Source organism: Christensenella tenuis, from assembly GCF_014287795.1.
Classification (GTDB): Bacteria; Bacillota; Clostridia; order Christensenellales; family Christensenellaceae; genus Christensenella; species Christensenella tenuis.
Map to the genome: position 1 here is coordinate 182894 of NZ_JACOON010000005.1, position 25777 is coordinate 208670.

At 49.9% G+C, this 25777-nt stretch carries 21 protein-coding genes and 1 pseudogene; 10 read left to right on the top strand and 12 right to left on the bottom strand.

The window, feature by feature from the left end; genetic code table 11:
• Positions 1–968: 968 nt before the first annotated feature.
• The 9 genes from H8S18_RS14975 to H8S18_RS10460 form a co-directional block, all read right to left on the bottom strand.
• Positions 969–1706 (bottom strand): TnpV protein, encoded by a 738-nt coding sequence (locus tag H8S18_RS14975; protein WP_330598763.1) that lies wholly within the window; start codon positions 1704–1706, stop codon positions 969–971.
• Between the two features lie 457 nt (positions 1707–2163).
• Positions 2164–2535 (bottom strand): LPD28 domain-containing protein, encoded by a 372-nt coding sequence (locus H8S18_RS10425; RefSeq protein WP_046442529.1) that lies wholly within the window; start codon positions 2533–2535, stop codon positions 2164–2166.
• Positions 2536–2562: 27 nt separating this feature from the next.
• Positions 2563–3042: a hypothetical protein gene (locus tag H8S18_RS10430; RefSeq protein ID WP_186858213.1), complete on the bottom strand. Its 480-nt coding sequence runs from the start codon at positions 3040–3042 to the stop codon at positions 2563–2565.
• A gap of 467 nt (positions 3043–3509) precedes the next feature.
• Complete coding sequence (locus H8S18_RS10435; protein ID WP_066522507.1) at positions 3510–4220, bottom strand: Fic/DOC family protein; 711 nt, start codon at positions 4218–4220, stop codon at positions 3510–3512.
• Between the two features lie 27 nt (positions 4221–4247).
• Positions 4248–4433, bottom strand: a complete 186-nt coding sequence (locus tag H8S18_RS10440; RefSeq protein ID WP_066522506.1) for an antitoxin VbhA family protein — start codon at positions 4431–4433, stop codon at positions 4248–4250.
• A gap of 200 nt (positions 4434–4633) precedes the next feature.
• Entirely contained in the window at positions 4634–9058 is a 4425-nt protein-coding gene (locus H8S18_RS10445) for a VaFE repeat-containing surface-anchored protein (RefSeq protein WP_066522503.1), read from the bottom strand.
• A gap of 79 nt (positions 9059–9137) precedes the next feature.
• Positions 9138–9746, bottom strand: coding sequence for a hypothetical protein (locus H8S18_RS10450; protein ID WP_147554716.1), 609 nt, complete (start codon positions 9744–9746; stop codon positions 9138–9140).
• 404 nt (positions 9747–10150) lie between these two features.
• Entirely contained in the window at positions 10151–11089 is a 939-nt protein-coding gene (locus tag H8S18_RS10455; RefSeq protein ID WP_066522498.1) for a ParB/RepB/Spo0J family partition protein, read from the bottom strand.
• On the bottom strand, positions 11046–11864 hold the full coding sequence (locus tag H8S18_RS10460; protein ID WP_066522494.1) for a ParA family protein: 819 nt from the start codon (positions 11862–11864) through the stop codon (positions 11046–11048). Before H8S18_RS10460 ends, H8S18_RS10455 begins: the two co-directional genes overlap by 44 nt.
• A 756-nt stretch (positions 11865–12620) precedes the next feature.
• Between H8S18_RS10460 and tsaA the strand changes: the two genes are divergently transcribed.
• The 3 genes from tsaA to H8S18_RS10475 all read left to right on the top strand — a co-directional run bounded on the left by tsaA (position 12621) and on the right by H8S18_RS10475 (position 15939).
• On the top strand, positions 12621–13310 hold the full coding sequence (tsaA, locus tag H8S18_RS10465) for a tRNA (N6-threonylcarbamoyladenosine(37)-N6)-methyltransferase TrmO (RefSeq protein ID WP_330598764.1): 690 nt from the start codon (positions 12621–12623) through the stop codon (positions 13308–13310).
• A gap of 230 nt (positions 13311–13540) precedes the next feature.
• Positions 13541–14581 (top strand): D-alanine--D-alanine ligase family protein, encoded by a 1041-nt coding sequence (locus H8S18_RS10470; protein ID WP_330598765.1) that lies wholly within the window; start codon positions 13541–13543, stop codon positions 14579–14581.
• A 5-nt stretch (positions 14582–14586) separates the two neighbouring features.
• The gene (locus H8S18_RS10475; RefSeq protein WP_186858214.1) at positions 14587–15939 is read left to right on the top strand and encodes a UDP-N-acetylmuramoyl-tripeptide--D-alanyl-D-alanine ligase; all 1353 of its coding nucleotides are present in this window, start codon (positions 14587–14589) and stop codon (positions 15937–15939) included.
• Between the two features lie 103 nt (positions 15940–16042).
• Here H8S18_RS10475 and H8S18_RS10480 read toward each other — a convergent pair whose 3' ends face one another.
• Positions 16043–16903 (bottom strand): helix-turn-helix domain-containing protein, encoded by an 861-nt coding sequence (locus tag H8S18_RS10480; RefSeq protein WP_186858215.1) that lies wholly within the window; start codon positions 16901–16903, stop codon positions 16043–16045.
• A gap of 134 nt (positions 16904–17037) precedes the next feature.
• Between H8S18_RS10480 and H8S18_RS10485 the strand changes: the two genes are divergently transcribed.
• The 5 genes from H8S18_RS10485 (at position 17038) to H8S18_RS14855 (ending at position 20365) form a co-directional block, all read left to right on the top strand.
• Complete coding sequence (locus tag H8S18_RS10485) at positions 17038–18108, top strand: uroporphyrinogen decarboxylase family protein (protein ID WP_243165123.1); 1071 nt, start codon at positions 17038–17040, stop codon at positions 18106–18108.
• A gap of 613 nt (positions 18109–18721) precedes the next feature.
• The gene (locus H8S18_RS10490) at positions 18722–19072 is read left to right on the top strand and encodes a demethoxyubiquinone hydroxylase family protein (RefSeq protein ID WP_186858216.1); all 351 of its coding nucleotides are present in this window, start codon (positions 18722–18724) and stop codon (positions 19070–19072) included.
• A gap of 14 nt (positions 19073–19086) precedes the next feature.
• A complete protein-coding gene (locus tag H8S18_RS10495) occupies positions 19087–19899 on the top strand; it encodes a family 1 encapsulin nanocompartment shell protein (protein WP_186858217.1) in 813 nt (270 codons plus the stop codon).
• A gap of 158 nt (positions 19900–20057) precedes the next feature.
• Positions 20058–20225: a hypothetical protein gene (locus H8S18_RS10500; RefSeq protein WP_186858218.1), complete on the top strand. Its 168-nt coding sequence runs from the start codon at positions 20058–20060 to the stop codon at positions 20223–20225.
• Positions 20226–20239: 14 nt separating this feature from the next.
• Positions 20240–20365 carry a hypothetical protein gene (locus tag H8S18_RS14855; protein ID WP_279288461.1) on the top strand — a complete coding sequence of 42 codons (126 nt, stop codon included), beginning with the start codon at positions 20240–20242 and terminating at the stop codon, positions 20363–20365.
• A gap of 85 nt (positions 20366–20450) precedes the next feature.
• On the opposite strand, the gene H8S18_RS10505 is transcribed toward H8S18_RS14855, so the two are convergent.
• Positions 20451–20984, bottom strand: coding sequence for a DUF2284 domain-containing protein (locus H8S18_RS10505; protein WP_186858219.1), 534 nt, complete (start codon positions 20982–20984; stop codon positions 20451–20453).
• A gap of 233 nt (positions 20985–21217) precedes the next feature.
• Complete coding sequence (locus H8S18_RS10510; RefSeq protein WP_186858220.1) at positions 21218–23596, bottom strand: beta-glucosidase; 2379 nt, start codon at positions 23594–23596, stop codon at positions 21218–21220.
• A gap of 249 nt (positions 23597–23845) precedes the next feature.
• On the opposite strand from H8S18_RS10510, the gene H8S18_RS10515 reads away from it, so the two are divergent.
• Positions 23846–25318 carry a C40 family peptidase gene (locus H8S18_RS10515; protein WP_186858221.1) on the top strand — a complete coding sequence of 491 codons (1473 nt, stop codon included), beginning with the start codon at positions 23846–23848 and terminating at the stop codon, positions 25316–25318.
• A gap of 153 nt (positions 25319–25471) precedes the next feature.
• A pseudogene (tnpA, locus tag H8S18_RS10520) lies at positions 25472–25711 on the top strand (IS200/IS605 family transposase); the annotation flags it as partial.
• Between the last annotated feature and the right edge of the window lie 66 nt (positions 25712–25777).

Genomic DNA, 25777 nt, shown 5'->3' on the forward strand with positions numbered 1-25777 from the left:
GGCAATGCCTTTCCTGTCGTGCCATTCGCCGCTGTCGTCTGTTCCGGACATTCCCGGATAACTTCCGCCTGTGCCGAATATTTCGCTCAGGAATTTTCCGCGCTCCTGATTGGATCTTTCCTTTTGAAAGTATAGGTATGTGCGGTACTTATTATCTGTAACGTGAATAAAATTTTGAAAAAATCCCGCGATCTCATCGTCGGTAATAAAGCGCCGGGGAAGTTCCCGCGCAGTTTCCTGCGCCTCAAAAGCAAGCGGGATACGCTTCAGGTCGGAAACGTCCTGCAAAAGGCGCTTGGGATCATGGAGAATGCGGCGCGCGGGAGGATCCTGTCTGAAATCTTCGATGGCGGCTCTCAGCCTTTGCAGAATATCTTCTATGCCTTCTTCCCGCGACAGCATATCTATGATGTGCGCCTGTACTTCCGGCGCGCCTGAGCCTTCCGTTTTCCATTCCTGCGGAAGATTTTGGTGATCGTCCCGGAAAAAGAAATACAGGCTGCCCGCGATTTCAGCGCGCTCCGTTTCATCCGCCCGCTCCAGTTCTTCTTTCGGCAGGTAACGCCCAAGCGTGAGAAGCTCCATCACGCGCTTTGCCGCCTGTTCCCAAGTAAGCGAAATATGCCCGGCAGCTTTCTCAACGCTCCGGCCCTGCACGATCCGAAGGCCCGATTCGTCAAACCACATGGATACAGGCTGATCGTCCGTATAAAATCCGCGGCCGCCCGTGCCGTATTCCCCCCGCAGAAATGCGGTATTTTCTGCAAGCCCTTTGTCTTTCTTGAATTTGGCGCAAATGCGCAGGACGCTGTTTCTTTTGTTCCCGCCAAGGCACAGAGCTTCGTCCACTATTTGCTGCGGCAAAGTGAATCCCGGCTCCGTTTTGAGCAGGGACAGCTGTTCCTGCGGACTGTTTTCCCGCAATAAAAAACCGGGGGATTCGTTATCCTCCGGTCTTTCGGTTTCGGTTAATTGTATATGAGGTCGTGGATTACCGCTTCCTCCGCCGCCTGCTTCAGATTGTTCATCAGGCCCGTCCATTTCATGGGATCGGACGCTTTCAGTTCCTCCGTCACGCCCCCGTCCTGCGCCATCTTCGTTATGGTCAGTTCCACGATCCCGCGGACTTTCCGGTCTACCTCGATCAGGTGTTCCGTCAGTTTCCCGTTCAGGAGCAGGCTGTTGTACAGCCCTTTCCTGTGGTCTTTCAGGAATGTCCTGCGCATCCTCCCGTATTTCCCGATCTTCTCCTGCGGCTGGCGCGGCATCGTGAGTTCGGGGATCATCTGTCCGTTTTTCTCTTTGTATGTGATCTCCATATTCTTTACTCCTTTCGGTTTCCCGTTTTTCTTCATTCTCCGACACTTTTTCCGGTTTGGCAAGTTTGCCGCGTTCCTCCCGCAGGAGGGAAAGCTCTGTCCGCTCGATCTGCCGGAGCAGCATTTCTGAAATATCTCCTGCGGCGCTCCCAAGATGGGCCGCAAGTCCGGGCGTATGAAATTCGATGACGTCCCCAAACTCTTCCGGCGCGTAATATTCGCGCGGGGAATATCCAAGACGCGCAAGCAGGCAGTAATGGACGCTGTTTTCCACAAGGCGCTGAAAGTCTGCGCGGATCGTGAGGTCGTCCTGTCCCTCGAGCATACTGCCGCCAATATCCCGGAGCAGTCCGTCAAAGTAATCCCCAAGATTATCTGTAACGGCATTGGATATAACGCCGAAAAGACGGTCCGAAAAGGGAAGTTCTGACCGTTCTTCGATCTCTCCGAAATGGTTTACCAGTTCTTCCAGTATCTTTTCTTCGTCCTGTTCCCGCATCTCCCATAGACGGAACGGGAGATTGGCCATAGGCCGGGTGTCCGACACGTCGAAAACATACTTCAGCGATGGTTTTTCGCCGCTGTCGTCGATCAGGGCAATCCCCTTAGCTCCACGGTTGATCCAACGCCTCATACGGTCGTTCCAAAGCTCGAATGACGCGCAGGCGCGTGCGTCCGGCCTTTGCGCGTATATAAGGGCCTGCTCGTGGAACGGGTATTTATATAGCCAGGCGGCGGAATCCAGAAAGGATTCCCATTCCTGTACGCTGCCTGTGATCCGCAGGAGCGTTTCCTGCGCAAGCTCTATAATACTTTGTACCTTTCCTGCCAAGATATGTACCTCCTATCGTTCTGTTCCTCTTTGCTTTTCTTTCTGCGGAGGATATTTTTTCATATATTCTTGCAGATTGCAGCTCCCACCCTCATAATTCCAGTCTTTTTGAGGATCGATCTCACGGTAAGCGTTTTGTGTGACGGGACTTTTTTTCAAGCGGATCGGCTCGTTCGTAATGAGCGTTCCCCAATGGTTCACCATGACCGCACGGGCGATCTCGCACGGATCGCCGCGGCCTTCGTCATCATGCCGTACTTCGTACAGATACATGCCTTTCGGAACCGTACTTCGGTCTATACGGGCGTTTGTGAACAACATGGTTTTTCCCAAAACAGTTACCTCTTCGTAAGTTTCCTCCCACGCATTATATGGATATGCCATTTTTTATCTCCTGCCTTCTCAATATGGTCAGCTTAAAATGTACTGTCCGCTTTCTTCCATGTCTGCCTTTGTACCGTTCATTTCATTCAGCAGCTCCAGAAGTGTTTTGAGGCACATCACAGCGGCGAAGGCCTCCAAATTGTCGTCCTGTGCCGTAATTTCAAACCTGTTTTCTTCCAGCAGCGCAAGATGCGGCAGGATAAAGGAAAACAGAATAAAGTCCTGACTGAGACGATTTAAGATCAGCGCATGGTCGTCTCCTGCATGGTAAGAATAATATTTTTCGTATACGGCGACAGGGAGCTTAAGACCACCGTAAAAATATGTGATGCGCCCTGTATCTGAAATATGCCATACAACATAGTTGCCGCCCTCGCGCAGCCGGATCTTTGTGCTGTGTTCGTCCAATGCCGATTCGGCAGTCAGCCCGTCGTCTCTGCCGAACAGGGCCGCTGCCGCCATTGCCATCATTTTTGCCGCTTTTTCCATAAATTCCTGTTTCTCCATACTTGTTCCCTCCGTTCTTATCTTTCCGGCTCGCGCCGTCTTTCAGCGATCCTGCGCCTGTAATCCTTGTGCACAGCGCTTTTGTCTGTGTAATAATGGCCCCAAAAGTATTCGCGGGGCGTACTCCTGCGAAACTGCCACGTTACATAAGGCTGCGGGGCTTTGCTGTTCAATAAGGGGCTTGCCCCGTCATTCAACGTGGCAAGGGACGGCGATCAGCCGTCCACGCAATCAGGGAGAGATTGCTCTCCTCCTGATTGCGCCAATGGAACCCGCCGCCTTTAAAGGCGGGGGGCATCTTGCCTAAGTTATATCCCAGCGCAAAACCCGTATTTCCAATACACCGTTTCTTAAGAATGGTATATCCCTGATTACGTTCCACTCGCTTCCTCATCTCCTCCGTTTCTAAAAATAGGTACAAAAAAACACATGAGATAGGTTCCCATGTGTTTCAGCAATACATTATTTTATTCTTCTGTTTCAAAAAGCTCGTAATGGTATTCTTTTACGTCATAGTCATTGATATGAGAATAATCCTGCCTTTTGCTATTGTCCATTCGTTCGGGTTCCGCATGATTTGTCATTGCATCTAAAATGATTTTATATAAATGCTGATATTCTTGATAAGGTTGGATAGAGGCCATGACCAGGGAATCCCTGACGTATGAACTGTACTCTGAAAACAAAGCGACATTGATATCAATATTCTTACTGCCTAAAAAACTAAGCATAAAGGTAGTTATGGTACGAGTATTTCCTTCGCGAAATGGGTGTAATTTCCACAACTCTGCAAAACATTTGGTAAATGTATCCGCGCAGTCTTCCGTTTCAAGGTGTTCCCATTCTATGTTCTGCAAGGCGGCTATAATTCTTGCAGTTTCTTTCTCAAGCAGCGTGTAGTCGGTATATTCTACTGACATTCCGTCTAATACACGCTCTGCCTTCCTGATATTGATTGTTCTAAATTGTCCGGCCCACTCATAAATATCTCCAAACAAATAATAATGTAACTTCTTTAACAAATCTACGGTAAACTCTTTCCCGGATAAATATTGTTCTGCCGTTACGAGGTTTATATATACGAGGTCATTTTCCTTTTCGGTAAGTAACTGACCGTCGCGTATATCAAACTTATTGATTAATATATTCGTACCCGGATAAGTATATGGATCGGGCATAATAACCTCCTTACAAAAAAATGACGCTCATTTGAGCGCCAATCCAGATTTTTTAAGATACTCACGTTTCATTTGCTCTGCGCTTATTTCACCATTAATATATCGTTTGGTAATATCTGTGGCTGTTTTCGATGGCCGTCGGCCTTCTACCATTGCAATGCCAAGCGCGTTATTAACACGCCGTAACCGCAATGCTTTTTCCTGATTTGTCATAGTAACGCGCTCCTTTCGTATTGTTATATATATTATACCAAAATACTGGAAAAAGTAAACCAAAGAACCGCGATCAGGGGGCTTGTATAGCCCCCTGCCGCCTTGTCCTTATTGTTTGCTCTTTTTCCTCTTATGTAGGAAAACAGCTCCTGCTAAAATGCCGATACATAATACGATTGCTAAAATTGTTTTCGGTTCCATTATTTGCCTCCGTTCCGTATTTTTTTAGAGCGTTTCTTTTTCAGCCATATTGTAAGCACGATCAGCCCTGACGCTGCCGCACATATAACGAGATAGGGGAGCACGGTTCGGGTATCTCCCGTTTTCGGTGGGTTCTCCGGCGGCGGCAGTAACGTTACCGTCTGCGCTTCATCGTTTATGTCCGTATGTACGGCGATCTCCGTCCCCCCGCACTCCAAATACTCAAACGCTACCAGCGTTTTCCCGGTAAGGTCTATGGCAGGGAACGTGAATATAACCTTTGCTGTTCCCGCTGATTCCTCCGGCGTAAATACTGTTTCTGCCGTAATTTCCTTACCATTTACAAGAATCGGCTGTTCCGTTTCCTGAGCCATCAGAATACCTTTCAGCACATATTCCTTTCCGGGCATAAGATTTTGATACGAGACTGTATCAACAAGGGATATTTCTTCACTCACTGCAATCTCTTTGTCTCCCTCTTGTCCGGTGAGCGTCGTGCCAATCTCCGGGTTCCGAAAACGTACTGTCTGCCCTTTGTCCCCGATGTCTGCGTGTACGGAAATCTCCCGGCCTTTGTATTGCAGGCTTTCGAACACAACGGCTGTCTTGCCTTTGAGCGGAACAGAGTTGAATGTAAAGATAACTTCTACTGTCCCGTTTTCCGTTTCCGGCACAAACTCAGCCCAGGCGGTGATCGGCTCATCATCCGCAAGTAACGGTTCGCCTGTTTCTTTGTCCATTAACACGCCTTGCAAAGTGTATGTTTCGCCCGGGAGCAATCCATGATAGGTTACCGTATCCACAAGCGTTACTTCGGGAAGCACATCCAGCTCCTTTTCTCCATCCGGACCAGCCGCATTTGTACCGATCTCCGGTTTCTGGAACCGAACCGTCTGGTTTTCGTCCGCTATATCTTTATGTTCCGCAACTATTTTTCCATCCAGTTCAAGCGTCTCAAAAACAACTACGGACTTTCCATCCATGTCAAGGGAGTTGAACGTAAATTCATTGGTAACTGTCCCTTCCGGCGCGGTTGCCCGGAACACTGTTTCCGCCGTTATTTCCTCGCCGCCTATGAGGAGCGGCTGTCCTGTTTCCTTGTCCATCAACACGCCTTTGACCGTATATATCTTCCCAACGGACAAACCGCTGTAATACACCGTGTCCTGAAGTGTCGTTTGTTCAGACACATAGGCGTCATTCAGCATTGTTTCCACATCGTTTGCCGTCGTAAAGATTTCCGGCTGCTTTCCATAATCGTCGGTCAATGTTCCTAAATCTATAGTAGTATTGTGGCGGTAAATGGAGACCTCAAACGAAAGAAGCTCCATATCCTTGTTCGCCTCGCACCGCTGTTCTTCGATCAGATAATCGTCATACAGGAGCGCGCCCACGCTGTCGTCCAGCGTATCAATATCTCCAAACCAGATACCGTCCCGGTCTGTCGTTCCCCGGTTGGTGTTTTGGCTATGCGGGTTCCACGCGGAGGAGGTATCAAACTGTCCGTTCCTATCGGTGATGATGGTATGGGATTCTCCCGTGGTAAGGGACGTTATTTTGAACGGGATATTCGCAAGCCGCTGCGCCGTTCCGTCTGCGATCTTCACGCCTTTCAGGTCGCCGCGGATCGGCTCGTTTTTGATTGCCGTATCAGCCGTATTCAGGTTCACAATTTCTCCGTTTTCACGAATCGTAAAAGTACGGGCGAGTACGCCCGTATGCAGATATCCTTCATCCGGCGGAGCAGTTTCCCGCACTTCGTATGTACCATAGGGAAGCAGGTTATTTTCCGTACTTGCCGCGCCTGTTTCGTCCGTTTTCATGGTATATACCACTTCACCGGGCGCATACAGCGTCCCGTTTACCAATACACCCATTTTACTCCGGCTTATAATCTCAAACACCGCGCCCGCAAGCGTGCCGCCGCCCTGCGGTTTGTTTCCGTCAATTTCCGCGTCCCATTTCTCAATACGGACGCCGCCGCGGATCACATCATTTTTGATTCCTGTGCCGGAGGCGTTCAGATTAACTATTTTCCCGTTTTCCCGGATTTCAAACGTTCTTTGAAGTACACCCTCATGCAAATACCCCTCCGGCTGTCCGTTTTCTGATTCCCTCACCTCATATCTCCCATAGGGGAGCAGGTCATTTGCCGTACTTGCCGTGCCTGTTTCGTCTGTCATCATCGTATGCACGACCTCCCCGGGCTCAAAGGAGTTTCCGTTTACGATCACTGCTTTCGCATTGCGGTTGACGATCTCCAGTACAGTATTTTCCAGAGTTCCGTCTCCCTGCGGCGTATTCCCGTCCAGTTCGTTATCCCATTTCTGTACGGAAACACCGCCGCGTATGACGGATTCCCGAACGACAGGCGCATTGTATGTCCACACCGATTCCACGCCCTGGCTGTCTGCGCTGATCTGCCGGATAAACAGTTCATCATTCGGCAAATATCCTTCCGGGCTTTTGGATTCCTGAATTGTTACTGTTCCGAGAGGCAGGGTGGGTATTTGCCCATTGCTTCCGTAATACAGCGGATCGCCGGAAACGAGATAGTCCGGGTGGAGCAGGGCATAGCCGTCTGCGTCTGTCCTGACAGTCCATGTCCGCTCCGGCTGTTTCCCGGACAAATCGGCTTCTGTAGAATACAGCCCTTTGTAGTAGCGTATGGTAAATTCTGCTCCCATAAGTCCCGCGCCGCCCTGCGGCACATTTGTTCCGTTATCTGCGTCCAGCTTGCGGAGCAGGATATCTGCCGGATCGTTCTGCGGGATATTTTTGACCTCCAATGCCGTCGTTTGTCCCGAGGTAATGGCAAAAGAAATTTGCCCTGTATGTCCTGCATACCCTTTTGGCGCGGTACGCTCTACGAGGTAATATCCTGTTCCTGCCGGGATGCCTGTAAGACTGCCTCTGCCATCTTCCTTTGTGGTGATTGTGCCAATTTTCTGCCCGCTACCGGAATACACATCAAAGACCGCACCGGCAAGAGAGTAACAGGGATTCCCGTTCGTTTTAGCGGGATCGGCAGAAACTTTGACGATCTCGAGGTTACCTGTGGGTGTATAGTCCCAGCTCATGATGGGCTGCTGGCCATTCGCGCGGCCCTCGTTGTAGAGGAAGGCGTCAAAACCCTCCGGTGGCATAGCCTGTGACTCAAACGAAGCTATCATTCCTTTGACATGGCCGATCATATCATCGCCAAGTCCCTTAAACGCGGATTCGTCATTGAGGTATACATACGCCGCCGCTACATGGCACAGGGCATACATGGAATCATTGTTGTCGTTATCTCCGAACAAGCCCTCCTTTACGCTGTCCCATCCAGGGCCGCCGAAACCGTAATACGCGATCTTTGTTAAGGTTTTATCCTGATCGCTTCCGTTACGGTCAAGGTATCTGCTGATGGCATACTCTCCGTTGGAAGCTCCCTTAACAGTGGGATCGAGACAAAACGCCTGATTGCCGTCAGCCCAATAATATTTGGTATAGTAGCCGTAATAGATCTGGTTTTCGTCGCGGATGCTGGTGATCGTGGTCTTATCCCGTCCGCGCGTCTGGGGGAAAATGCCTGCGGCGTTCACCCGGATATTTCCGCCGAGCGGCGAGGTGCAAATGGTAAGCGTTCCATTCTCTATGCTGTAATCCCTGTCCGGCAGGTCTACGCCGTTTTGAGAGACAGAGGCTCCTGAAACGCCTGTAAGCGGAATGCTGACCGTATCTGCATTGGAGGGCATAGTGAGTTCCACGGCGCTGTCTTCATACACATCGTGCCTGTTGGTACTGACCGTTACGGTAACGGGCAGTTCCGTGATTTCGGAAACAGGGCAATACAATTCAATATGCAGATCATGCCCGGCAAGATTGCCCGGAAGCGAAATGATCCCGCTTTCAGCGTCATAGGCTGCATGGCCTGTGACGTCTATGCCACCGTCCAGCGTCACACGGAAACGGTCTGTGCTGACCGGGATCCTGTCCGGGTATTTGTTTGCCGAAACCATGATGGCTCGTCCATCTGTTTCAAATTCTGCATAAAAGGAATGGCTAGATTGTATTTCGCTGACATCATGGGCGTAATAATGGTACGTTACCTGTACCAAAGGCTGCTTTACTGTTCGGAACAGGATCGGCTGAATACCGCTGATATCTGCCGTCCGTGGTTTCGGTGTTGGTTCCGGTTCCTGTTCATTCGCCTGACTTGGCGTTTCCGTTGGAATCGGTGTTTTCTCCGGTTCCGGTGTGGAAGTAATCTCTGGCGTCGGTTCAACAACAGGCGTTTTCGTTGGTTCCGATGATGATATGGATACTTCCGGCAATTCTGGGCTTGGTATACCGTTTTCCGCTGATGCCGAAACGGGTATCAGGGAAAAACAGACCGCGACTGCCAATATGAGGCAAACTGCCTTTTTTGATATCTTTTTCATAACTACCTCCTGTTTTTCAGATAAAAGGGTAAACAAAAAGGCCTGCATCTTTTTGCAAGCCTTTTTTACTTATATATTATTATTTTACATAGTAACTGAAGTTTTCTCCATTTAGCGTATGGCTTTTCCCATGTGCAACGATTGTGTCTATCGTCATTTCCGCTCCGCAGGTATTACATACCGCAATATCTTGTTTGGGGGCTGTTGGCTGTGGCGTAGGTTCTGCCGTAGGCTCTGGAGTTGGGGCAGGCGTAGGCTGTGGAGTAGATGCCGGAAGCGGATCGGGATTTGATTCCGAAGTAGGCTCATTTTCCGGTACAGCAGCCGATTGGGAAGTAGATTGTGATTCGTACAAAGAATGATCTGTTCTGGTTTGCGTACCTTTGGAATTTGACGTGCTTGAACTTTCGTTGCTTTTCACCGTGTTATCTTTTCCCTGTCCAATGCTTTGTATGCTTTCCTCATTGTTTCCTGTCACCGATGCGGAGGCCGTTGGAGCAAATGACTGACCACGGCTTGGTTCAGGAGACGGGATTGCCAACGCGCCTACTGTAGCTGTTGTTGTAGGTGCGCTTGTAGGACAGGATATAATTTCCGCTTGTTTGTTCTGGCCTCCTGCTATACTGACCGCTATCATACCTGCGGCTATCCCTGCCGCTGCTATAATGACAATTCTCTTACGCTTCATTGTAACTGCTGCCCCTTTCCCTCGTATTTGCCACCATTATATTCTGATTCTGCTTTGTTGTCTAATGCCTGAAATTCTTCTTTCGGCTGGTAATACGGCAGGTAACAGGGTTGGGGTTTGTAAGGGGAAGGGGGAAAAACTATGTCACCTCATTTTTGCAAAAGGACAGACTTCTCCCCGGGCTTACCTTTTCTCTTTTGCAGGCATTTTTTCCGATTATATGTAAGGCGGGAGGAACGCTGTTTCTTTTCTTGCGGTTTAATTTCCCCGCGGTTAAATCCCGGGATTTCCCGCATCATTTTTTCGTATTCTAAGTCTTTGCCCTCTGTAAAATACACGTTTCATCACCTCCCCGGTGAAAAGGGCATAGAAAAATCCTTGCGTCTGCGCATAACACAAGGCTTTTACCGTTCATATTCCCGCGCCTGTTTCGCCCGTTCCAGTTTCCTGTAATACAGGTCGAGCGCCTTGAAGATGATCTCCTCCTTTTGTTTCGGCGTGTAATCTCTTGGGAAGTATTTATTAAGCTTATCTCCCGCAATGGTGAGCTTATAGTCCTGCGGGCGTTCCTCCTGCAATACAAGCTCTATGCCGTTTCGGTCAAGCTTTCCAGCCTGCGCCGCCTTTTTTAGACGCTGGGCTTGCGCGAGGGACGGCGTGCTTTCTTCCTGTTCTATTACTTCCAGTAAATTTTCCTGCAACGGTAAAGGAAGAAAGGACAACTCATAGGCGGGGTTAAGGGCGATCTTTTTATCATCTACCATTTGCATCAATGGCGGGATCAGTTCGGTTAAGCGGATATATCGCTGTAATGTATCGCCGCTAATTTTTGCATCGGACGCTACTAAATCATCGCTGCGAAACTTCGCCGCAACTTGCGGCGAAGTTAAATCCGTCCGTGCTCCTTGCCTTTTGACTGCCTCCAATTTCAGCTTATATGCCTTTGCCCGTTCACTTGGCAGGATATTTTCACGCTGCAAGTTGCTATCCACCATGGCAATCGCGGCTTCATCATCTGTGAGGTTTCGCACGATACAGGGAAGGGTTTGCAATCCTGCTTTTAGCCCTGAAAATTTTCTGCGGTGGCCTGCCACAAGCTCATAACCGCCGTCTTGTTTGGGACGGACAAGCGCGGGATTCAAAATGCCGTATTCTTTTACGCTCTCCACCATTTTCGCCATTTCCTCATCGTTCCGCACCTGAAATGGGTTGTCCGGGTTTTCGCTGATTTTTTCCATTGGAATCTCAATTACTTTTTCGTGTTTCGCGTCTTGCCTGTCTGCTTCACTGGAGAATAGGTCATCGACTGAGGCCAGCTTGATGTTTCTCACGCTGCTTGCCATTTCTCATTACCTCCTTCGTTAAGGCTTCGTATGCTGCCGCCGCGCGTCCGCTCTTATCATATTCATAGATACTCTTTCCCTCTGCACTCGTTTCCGCGACTTTTACCGCCATTGGTATCTCTGTTTTGAATACTTTGAGTTTATCCCCGAAATCCCGCCGCAGGATAAAAGAAATATCTTTTGAAAGGTTCGTGCGTCCGTCTACCATCGTAAGCAGGACGCCCTCTATCCTGAGATCAGGGTTCGTATTCCGTTTTACACGGCTGATCGTCTGCAATAACTGGCTCATCCCTTTTGCAGGAAGATAATGTGCCTGCACCGGGATCAATACGCTGTCCGCCGCAGTCAGGGCATTGACCGTTACCATGCCGAGAGACGGCATACAGTCGATAAGGACATAATCATAATCCTTCTTGACTTCCTCCAGATAATTCCGCATGATAGTCTCACGGCTCATCGTGTTGACAAGCGATACTTCCATTGCGGACAATTCGATATTTGCCGGGAGCAGGTCTATGCCTTCAGCGTGATGTAGGATACCTTCTCTCTTTTGGAGCGGTTCGTCCGTGATGATTTTTCCCATTACGGTTGCAAGGGTTTTATGCAGATTGTCCGGTTCATGCCAGCCGAGGCTGTCCGTTAGATTACCCTGTGCGTCCGCATCTACAAGAAGTACTTTTTTCCCGTGTCGTACAAGCCCGATCCCGAGATTTACTGTTGTCGTCGTTTTGCCCACGCCGCCCTTTTGATTGGCAAGGGCGATCACTTTCGTCATATTCGTTCCTCCTTTGCTTGAAATATATGCAAAAGCCGCTTGCTCTCGCAAACGGCTTTTGTATTATACATTATTATCAAGAGATTCCTTCCGTTTATTTGTTTCCTTATGCCTATTACATTCAATTTCAAACCAGAATATGTTTTAAATAAGGTATATGTGCAAATATGCAATATCTATATTTTTGAGCCACTGACTACTGCCTTTTGATTTTATGAGCAAAAATTACTCATTTTTTTCTTCGCTCTTGTTTTGCTCATAAATTTTGCTCATAAAACTAGGTTTTGCTCATAAATCACAAATTTTTCATCTATTGCACAATTCGACGCAAAAAATATACGCGATGTCCAAAAACGCCTCAACCATGCGTTTCGCGGAACGTCGCGTATTGCAATTAAATTATTCTTTTAACAGTTTTTGCACGAAACAAAGTGCCAACTACGTCCTTGGTAAGGATGAGGTCGCGGGTTCAATTCCCGCCATCAGCTCCATGTCGCGGCAGGCTCCGCGGTTCGGAACCCGCAGGGAAACCTTGCGGGTTTTTCTATGCCCTGCGGTATTGACGCGCCAAAACACACTTTGGGCCTGAAGCGGCCTTACATGACGGGATAAAACTTCCCGCGGCACGGTTCGTTTCTTGGGGAAAGATGGCTTTTGTTTCGTATTCTTCCGAGGTTCCGCCCGCACGCCTTGCTTTTATTCGCATCAGAAGTGCCGTGGCAGGATAAAAGATTTTTGAAAGGGAGGCGCACGCCTGTGGTACGGTTGAAACCGATTGCCCATATCAAAAGTGATTTTCCGGAAAAATTTGGAATTCCGCGCCAGAGCGGCCTTGTCGGAGGGGCAAAAGCTTCCGTTGTATTTGAAGAGGAATACAGGAATCCGGAAGCGCTGCGTGGCCTGGAGGGTTTTTCCCATATCTGGATCATATGGGGGTTTTCCGCAAACAAACGGGATGGATGGTCGCCGACGGTGCGCCCTCCGAAACTCGGTGGCAATACCCGCGTAGGGGTCTTTGCGTCCCGTTCTCCTTACCGTCCGAATGCAATCGGTATGTCTCCTGTGAAGCTGGACGCGATTGAGTATAATGCGGAAGCGGGGCCAGTCCTGCATATTTCGGGCGGCGATATGATGGACGGGACTCCCGTCTATGATATCAAACCCTATGTGCCGACCGACAGCCTTCCGGAGGCGATCACGGGCTTTGCGGAGGCGCCGGGCGGTGCGCACCTGCAGGTGCAAATGAACCGGGAAAAATTGGGCGCGATACCGGACGGGGACATTGCTGTGATTTGCGCTCTGCTGCGCGAAGATCCGCGGCCCGCGTACCATAATGATCCCGAGAGGGTCTATGGTATGAATTACAAAGAGTATGAAATCAAATTCAATGTTTCGGGAAACATCCTGCGGGTGATGGACATCCGCACGGCGGACAAACAGGACTGAAAAGGGCGAAGCGGGCAGAGGTTTCAAAACCGTCTGCCGATATCAGAGGGAAACGCCCCAAAAGACCTGCGCCAAAGAAGATAAAAGGCCGGGATTTGCCTCAACCACGCGTTTTATGTTGCGGGAGAAGGCCTCGTATGTTACAATAAATCACGGCCTAAGAGGGTTTTTTAGACGGCGAATAAAAATAGATACGGTTGCGAAAATACGGATTGGAGCATTTTAAAATCATGATGAATATTGTTGTTTTGGCGGGAGGAATCAGTACGGAACGCGAGGTGTCCCTTTCTTCAGGAACGATGGTCACAAACGCTCTGCGGCGCGCGGGGCACCGCGCGGTATTGGTAGATTCGTTCCTTGGCCTCGATGTGCCCGGGGATGTGATGGATGTGTTCAGCGTGGAAGGCGAAATGGAGGCCGTCCGCGTAGAGGAGCAAGCGCCGGATATCGAGAAGGTAAAAGCTGCCCGTGGAGACAGCGGATTTGGAACGATTGGCAAAAATGTAATCGAGGTATGCCGCGCGGCGGATATCGTATATATGGGCCTGCATGGCGAGGACGGAGAAAACGGGCGGATACAGGCTTTTTTTGACGTGTTGGGCATTAAATATACGGGCACGGGCTATTTGGGCAGCGCGCTTGCTATGCACAAAGGTATCAGTAAACAGATGGCGGCGGGCAGCATTTTAAAACTTGCGGAAAGCAGGGTGTTTTCTAAGGGGAGGGGAACGGAAGGAATCGAAGAAATCGGATTCCCGTGCATTGTAAAACCGTGCTGCGGCGGTTCGAGTATCGGCATTGCAAAAGCCACTAATGAAGAAGAACTCAAGCAGGCGCTTGCAGATGCGTTCCGCTATGAAGACGAAGTTATGGTGGAACAGTTTATTGCGGGGCGTGAATTTTCGGTCGGCGTTTTGGGGGACATGGTACTTCCGCCGATTGAAATTATCCCGCGGGGCGGGTTCTATGATTACGCGCATAAATACCAGGCGGGGTGGACGGAAGAAGTTTGCCCGGCCGATATCGACAAAAAGACGGAAACTGCCATGCAGGAAATGGCGCGGGAAGCCTGCCGTTTGTTGAAGCTGGAGGTGTATGCGCGCGGGGAATTTATTCTGACGGAAAGCGGGGAACTTTATTTCCTCGAAATGAATACGCTTCCCGGTATGACGCCGACCAGCCTGCTGCCCCAGGAGGCGGCAGTTCTGGGGCTCTCCTACGAACAGTTGTGCGAACGCATCATTGAACTTTCCCTCGAAAAATACAGGTAAATCATATGAAAGAATTTTTGCTGGGCCAGGCTGTGGAAGCAGTGTGTGGGACCTATCATGGAGACGAAGCCGCGCTTATGAAGCGGGTGGGCGGCGTTGTGATCGATAACCGCAAGGTGGAGCCGGATTTTTTATTTGTACCCATTAAGGGTGAACGGTTTGACGGACACGATTTTATCCCGTCTGCCTATGAAGCGGGCGCGCTTGCCTGTATTACAGAACGGGAGCTCGAAACAGACAAGCCGTATATCCTTGTCAAAGATTCTCTGTTGGCGTTCCAAACCCTGGCGGAGTTTTATAAGGGGCTGTTTCATGTCAAAACCATCGGGATCACGGGAAGTGTGGGTAAAACGACAACGAAGGAACTCGTTTCGTCCGTGCTTTCACAAAAATACGATGTGCTGAAATCGGAAGGGAACCTGAATAACCAGACGGGCGTTCCCTTAACGGTGTTCCGCCTCGAGGACCATCACGAGATTGCGGTTGTGGAAATGGGCACCAACCATTTTGGCGAGATACGCAATCTCGCTAAAATTGCCCGGCCTGATTTTTGCTTCCTGACCAATATCGGGGAAGCGCATATCGAGCATCTTGGATCAAAAGAAGGAATTCTGGAAGCGAAATCCGAAATGCTGGAATATATGAAGCCGGGCGGACGCGTGTTTGTAAACGGCGACGATCCTTACTTACGGACGCTCAAAGAGGCGCGGCCGGATGTAACCACCTTCGGCAAAGATCCGCAGAATGATATTTATGCCGGAGAGATTGAAAGCAAGGGCCTTGGCGGCTCGGATTTTGTGATCTATACGCCGGATCTGAAATTCCCTGCGCACGTACCTTCGCCGGGCGGGCACATGGTGTATAACGCGCTTGCCGCGGCAGCTGCGGGATTGGCGCTTGGTATGCAGCCGGAAGAGATTCGAAAGGGGCTTGCGGAGTACAGGACGATTGCAGGACGCATGTGTATTGAAACGAAGAACGGCATTACTGTTTTGAATGACGTATATAACGCGAATCCCGGCTCTATGCGCGCGGCACTTGACGTTCTTGCGTACGCGGAAGGCGGGAAAGTGTGTGTCCTGGGCGATATGCTGGAACTTGGCGATAAGGCGGAGCAATACCACTGGGAACTTGGAGCGTATGCGGCAAAGAAGGCCGACCGCGTACTGTGCGTGGGAACGCTTGCACAGCACATTTATACCGGCGCAAAAGAGGCGGGTGCGGAAGCGTTTTGTTTTGGAACGCAGGACGAACTGCTTGCAAAGATATGGGAACTGGTGCGCAAAGACGACGCGGTGCTGGTTAAGGCTTCGCGCGGGATGCAGCTCGAAAAAACGGTGGAATTTTTGCTGAAATAGTTGAATTTTTTTGAAAGCCGCGATCTGCGGCTTTTTTTGATTGCGAAGCGAAGTCCCCCACTAAGCGGAAGGGTCCCAAAGGGGTGATGCCGCTGGACCAGCCTTATCCCGCCAGGCCGTGATTCTGCCTGCGGTATTGCGCAGGGGTCACTCCTTCCACCTGCCTGAAGCGCTGGATCAGATGGCTCACATCGTAAAACCCTAACGTTTCCGCAATCTCCTCGAGTGATTTTTTCGTTGCGATTAAAAGATAACACGCGCGGCTGATCTTGCGGCCAAGGATATACTGGGAAAGGGGCATGCCGGTTAATTGTCTGAATTTGCGGGAAAAATAAGCGGGATTATATCCAAACTGTTTTGCAAGCTCTTCTAGTAAAGGATTTTCCGTAAAGTGTGCGTTCACATAGCGGACGATTTCGTTCTGCGGGTCATCCTCACGGATGTTTGCACACCACGCCGTGAGCATTCCGTATAAATCAAGATTTACATTCAGCCAGTCGCCTGCCTGCAAACGGGAGAGAATGGATATCATATAGGTGAGGGTGTCTGAAAATACGGTTCCGTCAAATACGGGTCCGGAATGGTCGAGGATATGGTCCATGAGGCGCGCTGTGCTCCCGCCATAAAATTCCACGAAACATAGGCCGAGCGGATTGTCTCCTTCACTCCAATATTCGTGCCGCTCGTAAGGCGGGAGCAAAAAAAGCTGTCCCTCACAGAGCGGATATTCTTTTCCTCTGAAAACAACGCCGCCGTTTCCCCTGAAAACACAGTGCACGACGCCAAAACAATAGGTTTCGTTACGGCGGATGTGGAATGTGGAAGGCGTACGGCGCACCACGCCTGCACGGTTCACCCGGTAAAAAAGACTATCCCCTTCAAAAGGGCGTGGAGAAATATAGAGAATCTCATGATGAAAATTTGCGTCGATTTGAGAAAAAGCTGATAAATAGCGGTTTTTCATGGAAAATCCATCCTGAAAAGAATTTTATATAATGTAAAGATTATACAATTTTTTGATAAGGCTGTCCATAGAAGATGGATGGAATTTCAGATATACTCATGGAAAAAGAGGTAAAACAGCCATAAGGAGGAAGTATGATGACGTCAAAGGAACGTATACGCGCAACGATTGAGCATAAGCCAACTGACAGGATTCCATCTACCATGCAGTGCGTGGAAACAGAATGGGATAACCTGAAAAAGCATTTTGGCGTGGAAACGGAAGAGGAGGTTATGGATATCCTTGAAATCGATACGCGAATTTTGGATATGCCGCCTTATATCGGTCCGGAAAATGAAAATTATGTCAATGAAGACGGGGAAGAAGTATTCACCCATCCGATGGGTTTCCGTTATGTGAAAAAATGGAATGGCGTGGAATACAATATGCATATTATCCATCTGCCTTACGATCATATTGAAACATGGGAAGATTTTGAAAAGTTTGACGGCTGGCTCAATCCGGACCACTACGATTACAATGCGGTAAAAGAATTTTGCGACAGGCACGAAGATAAAGCAATCCGCATAGGATGGCCGGGGCCATACCAGGTATTTACACAGATGTATGATGCGGAGAAATTCTATATCAACATGTATGAAAAGCCTGATCTGATCAAGGCAATGTTGAATCGTTACTGCGATGCAAGCCTCGAGCTTTATGAGCGCATGTTCGAAGCGGCAGGCGACAGGGTGGATATCCTGCGTTGCTGCGATGATTATGGTACGCAAATCAGCCTGCTCTTCAGCCCCGGTATGTGGGATGAATTCTTTGCGGAAAACACGAAACGGTTCGTGGACCTTGCCCATAGGCACGGCGCATACTATCTCCAGCATTCCTGCGGCGCGATTCGGCCTATCATTCCCAATCTGATACGGCTTGGCGTGGATGTCATTGAACCGATCCAGAAGGTTACGGGTATGGAAGTCGATGGCCTGAAGGCTGATTTCGGAAAAGATCTTTGCTTTCAGGGCGGTGTGGATACGCAGGGCGTCCTGCCCCTCGGCACGCCGGATGAAGTATACGAAGAGACCGTGCGCGTCATCCGTGCGCTTTCACCGGGCGGCGGATATATCCTGGCGCCCAGCCAGGACTTTGAAGGCGATGTGCCCGTAGAGAATGTTATTGCGCTCTATGAAGCGCGCAAAGAATTTGGCGGGATTTAATATTTATATTTGTCAGGAAAACGGGGTGCCTGTTTTGCAAACGGCAGGCATCCCGTTTTTTGATTCCGCAAGTGATACAATCATGTTCCAAACATACGGGATGAGCCGCACAGCCCACGCAAGTATACTGAATTTGAAAGGAAGAACGCAGCTTTTTGCTGCCCTTCCCCGGTACGTAAATGGCTCATGCCGTATGGAAAAGCATCAGGGCAATTGCGGAAACAGCCTGTTATCCCGTGCAGGAATCTTGTCATTCCGGAGAACTGTGCTGTACCGGCGCGGCGGATGCGGCCGAGCATATGAAGGCGATTCGGTGGTACCCAGCGCAAGGCCACACCAAAAAGCAGCCGTATGTTTTTCCGGGGTATTCCGCTCTTTCGTTCCCCAAAACGCCTATCGTATAAAATATGGGGGCAAGCGTGATTGTAAAGACCGCTAAAATGGACTCCCTATCCATTCTATATTCTCTCTGTTTAAAAAACTAAGCTTCATTAAAATTTGTATCCTGTCGTTTTGCTGCCAAAAATCCAGTTTAAGTATAGACCTACAAAGAGGCCGTGTGGAATAGGCGCCCTTGGCGCCGGCGGCGATCAAAGAAAAAGGAGCTGACATTATGCCAAGTTTTGGAAACCCGTTTGCGGGAAATGTAGAAAGAAAAATCACCAAGGGAGAACTCATACAGGCGGTACGCCTCGATATTGCGGGAGAACTGGAAGCAATTTATTTGTATGACGCGCATGTTATGGCAACGGACGATATCGTTGCAAAAACGGTGCTCGCGGATATTCGCGATGAGGAAAAAGCGCACATTGGCGAATTGATGACGCTTTTGCAGCATCTTGATCCGGAAGAAGCGGAACATTTTGCTTCCGGCGTAGAAGAAGTCAAAGAAATGATGGAAAAGTTGGGTACCCCGGATGAAGCAGCGGTGAAAGCCACTGTGGGCAGCCTTCTTGACAGGTAAGGGAGGAAGCAGTTATGGATTATTTATCGAGGGACAGCGCGCCTTTTGGCGAGGCGCTTTGGGAAAAAATTGACGGCGCTGTTGTTGAAACGGCGCGCAGGAATTTGGTAGGACGCCGCTTTTTGACCGTCTTCGGGCCGCTTGGCGCGGGAGCGCAGAGCATCACGATTGACAGCAAAAAGAAAACAGAGGCCTTCGAAGACGGGATTGTCCGGACCGAAGGCAGGCAATATGCGGAAATTCCACAGGTCTATGACGATTTTATCCTTTTGTGGAGGGATATTGAAGCGAGCGGCAAAGAAGGATATCCAATGGATGTATCCTCGGCCATGACGGCTGCGGAATCAGTCGCCCGCAGGGAAGATAAGCTGATTTTTTTCGGCAACCAGGCGCTTGGGCTGACGGGCCTCGTTAACGCGCCGCATGCCAATAAGATCAAACGGGGGGACTGGGCAACCGGTGAAAATGCGTTCGCGGATATTGCCAGGGGCCTTACTATGCTGAATGACAAAGGGTTTCTCGGACGGTATGCGCTGGTACTGAGCCCAGACCTTTATCTTGACCTCCAGCGGATCCAGCCGGGCACAGGCCTGATGGAGATCGACCGCGTTTCTACAATGGTGGAAGGCCGGGTATTCCGTGCGCCGGTTCTCGGGATCAAGAAAGCGGTGCTGGTATGCTGTGAACCGCAGTATATGGATCTTGTTATCGGGCAGGACATACAGACGGCGTACCTCGAACTTGTGGATCTCAATCACCATATGCGCGTGCTGGAAACGGTGCTTCCGCGGTTGAAAGACCAGGAAGCGGTTGTGGTATTCGAATAAACAGAGTGATTTTGAAAGGGCCTGCCAAAAGCGGGCCTTTTTTGTGATTTGAAAATGTCTTGCTTACAAAAACGTAATCTTATTGTAAGCAAGAGAAATAGCGGGATTTCGTCCAAAGAAGTACGATAGAATCAGAAAAAGATAAGGAGGACGAAACCATGAAACGAATTCTGTTTTGGTTGATTATAGGGGCGACGGTGCTCATGACGCTGGTTTACACGGGGACGAGGACGGTTGCGGGTGTATTTAAAAAGGAAAAGAAAGAAGGAAAGAGCGAACAAGTAAGCGCCTTGATGCGGGATGCGAGATGCGCGATGATCAAATAAAGGAGGGAACAGGAATGAAAAAGATGAAAAAAGTGTTATATACGGCAGGTGTGCTGATTGGAACGGTTTTCCTGGTTACGGCAGGAGCGAACGAGAAAGAGACACTTGAACTCCTGCCGGATTATAAAGAAAAGCATTGATAAAAGCCGTGGGATTGACCTTCCCGCGGCTTTTTTGATGCAGGTTCAGTATGAAAATATCCCGGATATAAAGTATAGGTTCTTTCTATTTGAAAAGCACAACCCCTGTATTCGTCACCGTGTTCGGGCCATGGATATATTCGAGTCCGCATTTTGCACATAACACGGATACATTAATACCGCATGCCTCCACCGATACGTTTTTCCGGTCGGGAAAACGGCAGGGATCATCGGGATAGGTACATTCCGGGCACAGGTTGCAGCCGCCCGCACCCAGTACGAGCGAATCCGGCGCATTTTCTTTCATAAAAGCGCGGATGCCGTCCGATATCTTGCCGAAAATATTTCCGGCTTTCATCATTCCTTCATAGTCGAAGGAATCCTCGAGCGCACCGACGTATTGATAGACAATGCCGCGCGGATACTTCTGTGCCTTGCGCGCGAGCTCATCTACCTCGCCGCAGCCGGGCGGGCAGCCCCAGTTTGTGCCATATGCACCGCAGCTGTTCATCTCGCACAAGGTACGCAGCTCGGGTGAAAATTTGATTTTAGCTACCTCGATGGGGGCGGTATGCATAGCGCCCAAACGATGCAGTTCTTCCGTAATTCTCTGTTCCATAGGAAAATCTCCTTGCGCAAAAAATGCAAATGAAAGTTATTAAATTACATTATAACATAAAGGCTGTAAATGAGAAGAGTAAATTCAAAGAACCCCTATTTGCTTTCCTGCAAACAAAAAACCGGCGCAAGGCCGGTTTTTTGCTGATTGGGGGTATGTATTGTTTTGGCGCCACTTCAGCCCGTAGGCGTCTGTGACATAATATATATACCCTGTGTTTTTCGAAGTAAACACTATTTTTTCGATTTTATTTTTTGCTTCCTGCGTTTCCGGTAGGCGGAGAAAAAGGCAAGCAGGCCCATAAAGATCTGGCCGTTCACAATCATCAGTACGCCGCGCGCCATTCCATAGGTAAAAAAACCGCCGGACATGGATACAAGAACCCGCATCGGGTTTTCTTCCAAGAGCTGGAGCATAATTTCATGGCCCATATATCCGCCCGGATCGATATGCTTTTCTACAAACCGGGAGACCAGCCGGTGCACCGTGCGCCCTATCGCGACGGAATCAAAGTCCTTTAATGTGGCGTTGATAGTAAACGGATGGATACGGAAAGTAATATGAGGGATTTTTTCAAACAGGCTGTAAAATTGCACCGCATCCCAGTGGCCGTCCGCGGATACCGGATATCCGGGCAGCGGCTCTCCGGCCGGGATTTCCACAATGACGCCCAGCCGCAGGTCGCGCGAGGAAGCGCCAATCAGCACGTGCGCGTCCTGCATCAGCCGCCAGCCATCCGAAAAAAAGGAAAAATCACGGTCAGTAAGCGTAAAGGAAACGCGCTTGCTTTCACCGGGCTGCAAAAACACCTTTTCAAAACCACATAGCTTCTTTACAGGAGATTCTTCCGCGCGCACGTAACATTGCACAATTTCCGCCCCGGCAATCCCGCCCGTGTTGCGGATGAGGGCGCTGACCGTCACTGTGCCACCGGGCGCCAGGCTTCCGGCGTCCGTGCGCATATCGGCATATTCAAAAGATGTGTAGGAAAGTCCGAAACCGAAGGGAAAAAGGACGTCCTTTTCCGCCGCGTCGTAATAACGGTATCCCACATAAATACTTTCGCGGTATTCCACGTTATGCCGGTCATCCGAAAAGAAATGGTAAGACGGATTATCGGCAAGCCGGAGGGGATAAGTTTCCGCAAGCTTTCCGCTTGGATTCACTTCCCCCGTCAGGATTTGGGCCATTGCGGACGCGCCGGCTTCTCCGCCAAGATAACAGTTTACAAGGGCGGAAACAGAAGAAAGCCACGGCATTTCTACCGGCGCACCTCCACACAATAAAAGCACAACAGGCTTAATTTTGGAAATGCGCTCGATCAGTTCAGCCTGATTTTGCGGAATATGCATGTGCGTCCGGTCAATTCCTTCCATCTCGTAACGCGGGGGAAGCCCGGCAATAATGACCGCAACATCACAGCCGCCCGCCGTGCGCTCCGCCTCGGCAACCAGCGCTTCATCCACTGTGTCGTTTTCAAGGGAAAATCCCTGCGCATAAGTATAACAAATTCCATGCCTGCGGAATGCGTCCATTGCATTTTCAAGATTTGCAGGATGAATCATCGAGCTTCCTGCGCCCTGGTAACGCGGTTTTTCTGCGAACTGACCAAGCAGGGCAACCTTTGTGCCGGGTTTTAACGGAAGGAAACCGTCGTTTTTCAGCAAAACTGCGCTTTCCGCGGCTGCACGCCGCGCAAGCGCATGGTTTTTTTCCATACTGCACTGGTAAGGAAGTTTCTTGTTTTCCGCGCATCGGAACACAAAGGAGAGGATACGCCGCACACACGCGTCCAGATCCGCTTCGTCGAGCGTGCCGCTTTTTACGGCGCGCATAATACGGTTTGTATTTTCTTCGCCGGAATAAGGCATTTCAAGATCGAGGCCCGCGGCGATTCCCTTTTCCCGGTTATAGCACGCGCCCCAGTCGGAAACCACCAAGCCGTCATATCCCCATTCCCCGCGAAGCAGATCGCGGATCAGCGCGGGAGTCTCACCGCAATAGGAGCCATTCAGCATGTTGTATGCGCTCATAACTGCATAAGGCTTTCCTTTTTTGACAGCGCGCTCAAAACCATCAAGATAAATTTCGCGCAGGGCCCGCTGGTCTACGATTGAATTTGAAACCATACGGAAATATTCGCGGTTGTTGGCCGCAAAGTGTTTCAGGCATGCGCCCGTCCCCGTGCTTTGAATCCCCTGAATCATGGCCGCGCCAAGTTCGCCTGCCAGCATGGGGTCTTCGGAAAAATATTCAAAATTCCGGCCGCATAAGGGTGAACGCTTAATGTTGATTCCCGGGCCGAGCACCATGGAAATTCCCTGTTTACGCGCTTCGCTGCCGAGGGCGGCTCCCATTTCATGCAAAAGATCCCTGTCCCACGAACAGGCCGTTGTAGAAGCGGCGGGGAAGCAGGTTGCGGGTACGGACTGCTCGAGCATGGCCGTACTTTCGTCGTATTGTTTGCGCAGGCCGTGCGGGCCGTCTGTCATCAGGACGCTGGGAATACCGTGTTCTTTTATGGGAAATGTATTCCATGCATCGAGCCCGGAGCAAAGGTCTGCTTTTTGCTCGAGAGTAAGCTGCGAAATAATAGCGTCAATCTGTTCCATAAACCATATCCTTTCATGAATATACATTATTATACCATATGTCGGCAGGCGCAAAACGGACAGAAAAGATTTGGAGAACTCACATTGGCCATAATTTTTTCATAAAATCGAAAAAAGCCTTTTAGAACGGTAGATTATGGGTTATTTATTACGCAAATATTACAAAAAAGTTAAAAAACTATAGACAACTCAAAAAAAATGTAGTATACTCATAACAAATTCGCGGAAGCGAACAAAAAGGAGACCAACATGATTAAGCCATTTGGGAAACACAGAACGTTTGTCAGAGCCAGACGTAACGGCAACGTTTCCTCGAATAGCGAAAGCGTGTCCCGCGCGGCGGTGCGTTATCGCGTCAGAAAGAAGAAACGTTTGTTTACGGTGGTTACGGTTGCTGTGGCCTCGGTGATGATTCCGATCATGATCGCGTCGGCTGCAACCGGAGACATGAAGATGACTCCGCAGCCGGAGCCTACGGCACAGGTGCAGGCAGTAGCACAGCCGCAGGAAACGGAAGAACAGCCAGACTCTGCGGCTACGGAAGCACCAAAACTCACGGAAACAACACAGTCGGCGGCTCCCGTTGCATCCGAAAGTTCGGCGGTGACAGCGCAGGGTGAGACGACTCAGCCGGCAGCACCGGCAGAGCAGACGCCTGCGGTGGAAGAGCAACAGCCTGTCGTTACCTACATGGAAGGCATGACCGATGAGAAAGTCCGTGAAATTCAGCAAAGATTGATGGACCTCTACTACATGGGCCGGGATGAGACAACCGACTATTTCGGACCGCAGACCAACCAGGCGCTTAAGTATTTCCAGCGCAAGCACGGCCTTGCGGTAGACGGCGCAGCAGGCCCGGAGACCATGGCGCTGCTCTTCTCTGAAAACGCAAAAGAATATTCTATGGCGCTCGGCGCGGCAGGCGCGGATGTGGAAAACATGCAGGAACGCCTGATCGAACTTGGCTACCCGATTTCTGAGGCAACCGGTTATTTCGGGGAAGAAACTGAAAAAGCGGTGAAGTACTTCCAGAGAATGAGCGGCCTTGTGGAAGACGGCAGCGTCGGACACATGACCGAGGAACTGCTCTACTCCGATCAGGCTGAAAAGTCGCTTGAATATGAACAGATCCAGGCGGAAAAGGAAGCGGCAAAGCAGCCTGCTGAACCTTCGGAAGAAGCGAAGCAGGAAGAAAGCGGCAGCAAGGAAGACACTTCCTCCGATTCCGGCAAAGAGGAAAGCAGCAACAGCGGCAGCAGTGAAGAAGAAAGCAACGATTCTTCACAGGAAGACAGCGCGCCCGCGGAAGATAACTCTTCCTCTTCTGAGGATTCCGGCGACACACCTTCCTATACGGCGGATGCCGGCTCCGTAGAAGCGTTTATTGCAGTTGCGGAAGCGCAGCTGGGTAAGCCGTATGTGCTTGGAGGAAAAGGACCGAACTCGTTTGACTGCTCGGGACTGATCTACTATGCGCTCCGGGAAAGCGGCAATGACGTTCCCTATAGAACGTCGGCAGGCTGGAGAAATACGGATTATCCGACAATCACCAGCATCAGCGATTTGCAGCGCGGCGATATTATTTGCATGGACGGCCACGTGGCAATCTATCTTGGAGATAATATGGTACTCGATGCATCCTCGAGCCAGAATGCGATGGTAACAAGGGAATTTGGTTCCTGGTTCAGGAACGGCTTCATTTGTGCGAAGCGTCCCTTGTAAGGCAGAATGAGATAGACTTAAGGCTTACTGAAACCCCTGCTTTTTAAAGCGGGGGTTTTTTGTATCATGAAAACCCCGCGCTAAGCGTGGGGTTCCGTAAAGCTTAAAGCTATGGGAAGAGAACCCCTCCGTTTGATAAAATAACCTTGCGGCCTGACAACTGCAAGGAAAGAAACGGAGGGTTCCAAATGGAACTGCAAATATCATATCGTATTTGCACCAAAGTATAGAAGACAGGCATTTTATGGGGAGAAAAGAAGAGAAGCAGGAGAAATATTGAGAAAATTATGTGAATGGAAGGAAGTGAAGATAATAGAAGCAGAGGTATGTATAGACCATGTGCATATGCTATTGGAGGTACCACCCAAAATGAGCGTTTCCGGTATTGCGGGTAATCGTAATCAATCAAAGCTGTTGTTTGCGGGCAGGGGCGGCGTGTGTGCCCGCAGGCCCACTCAT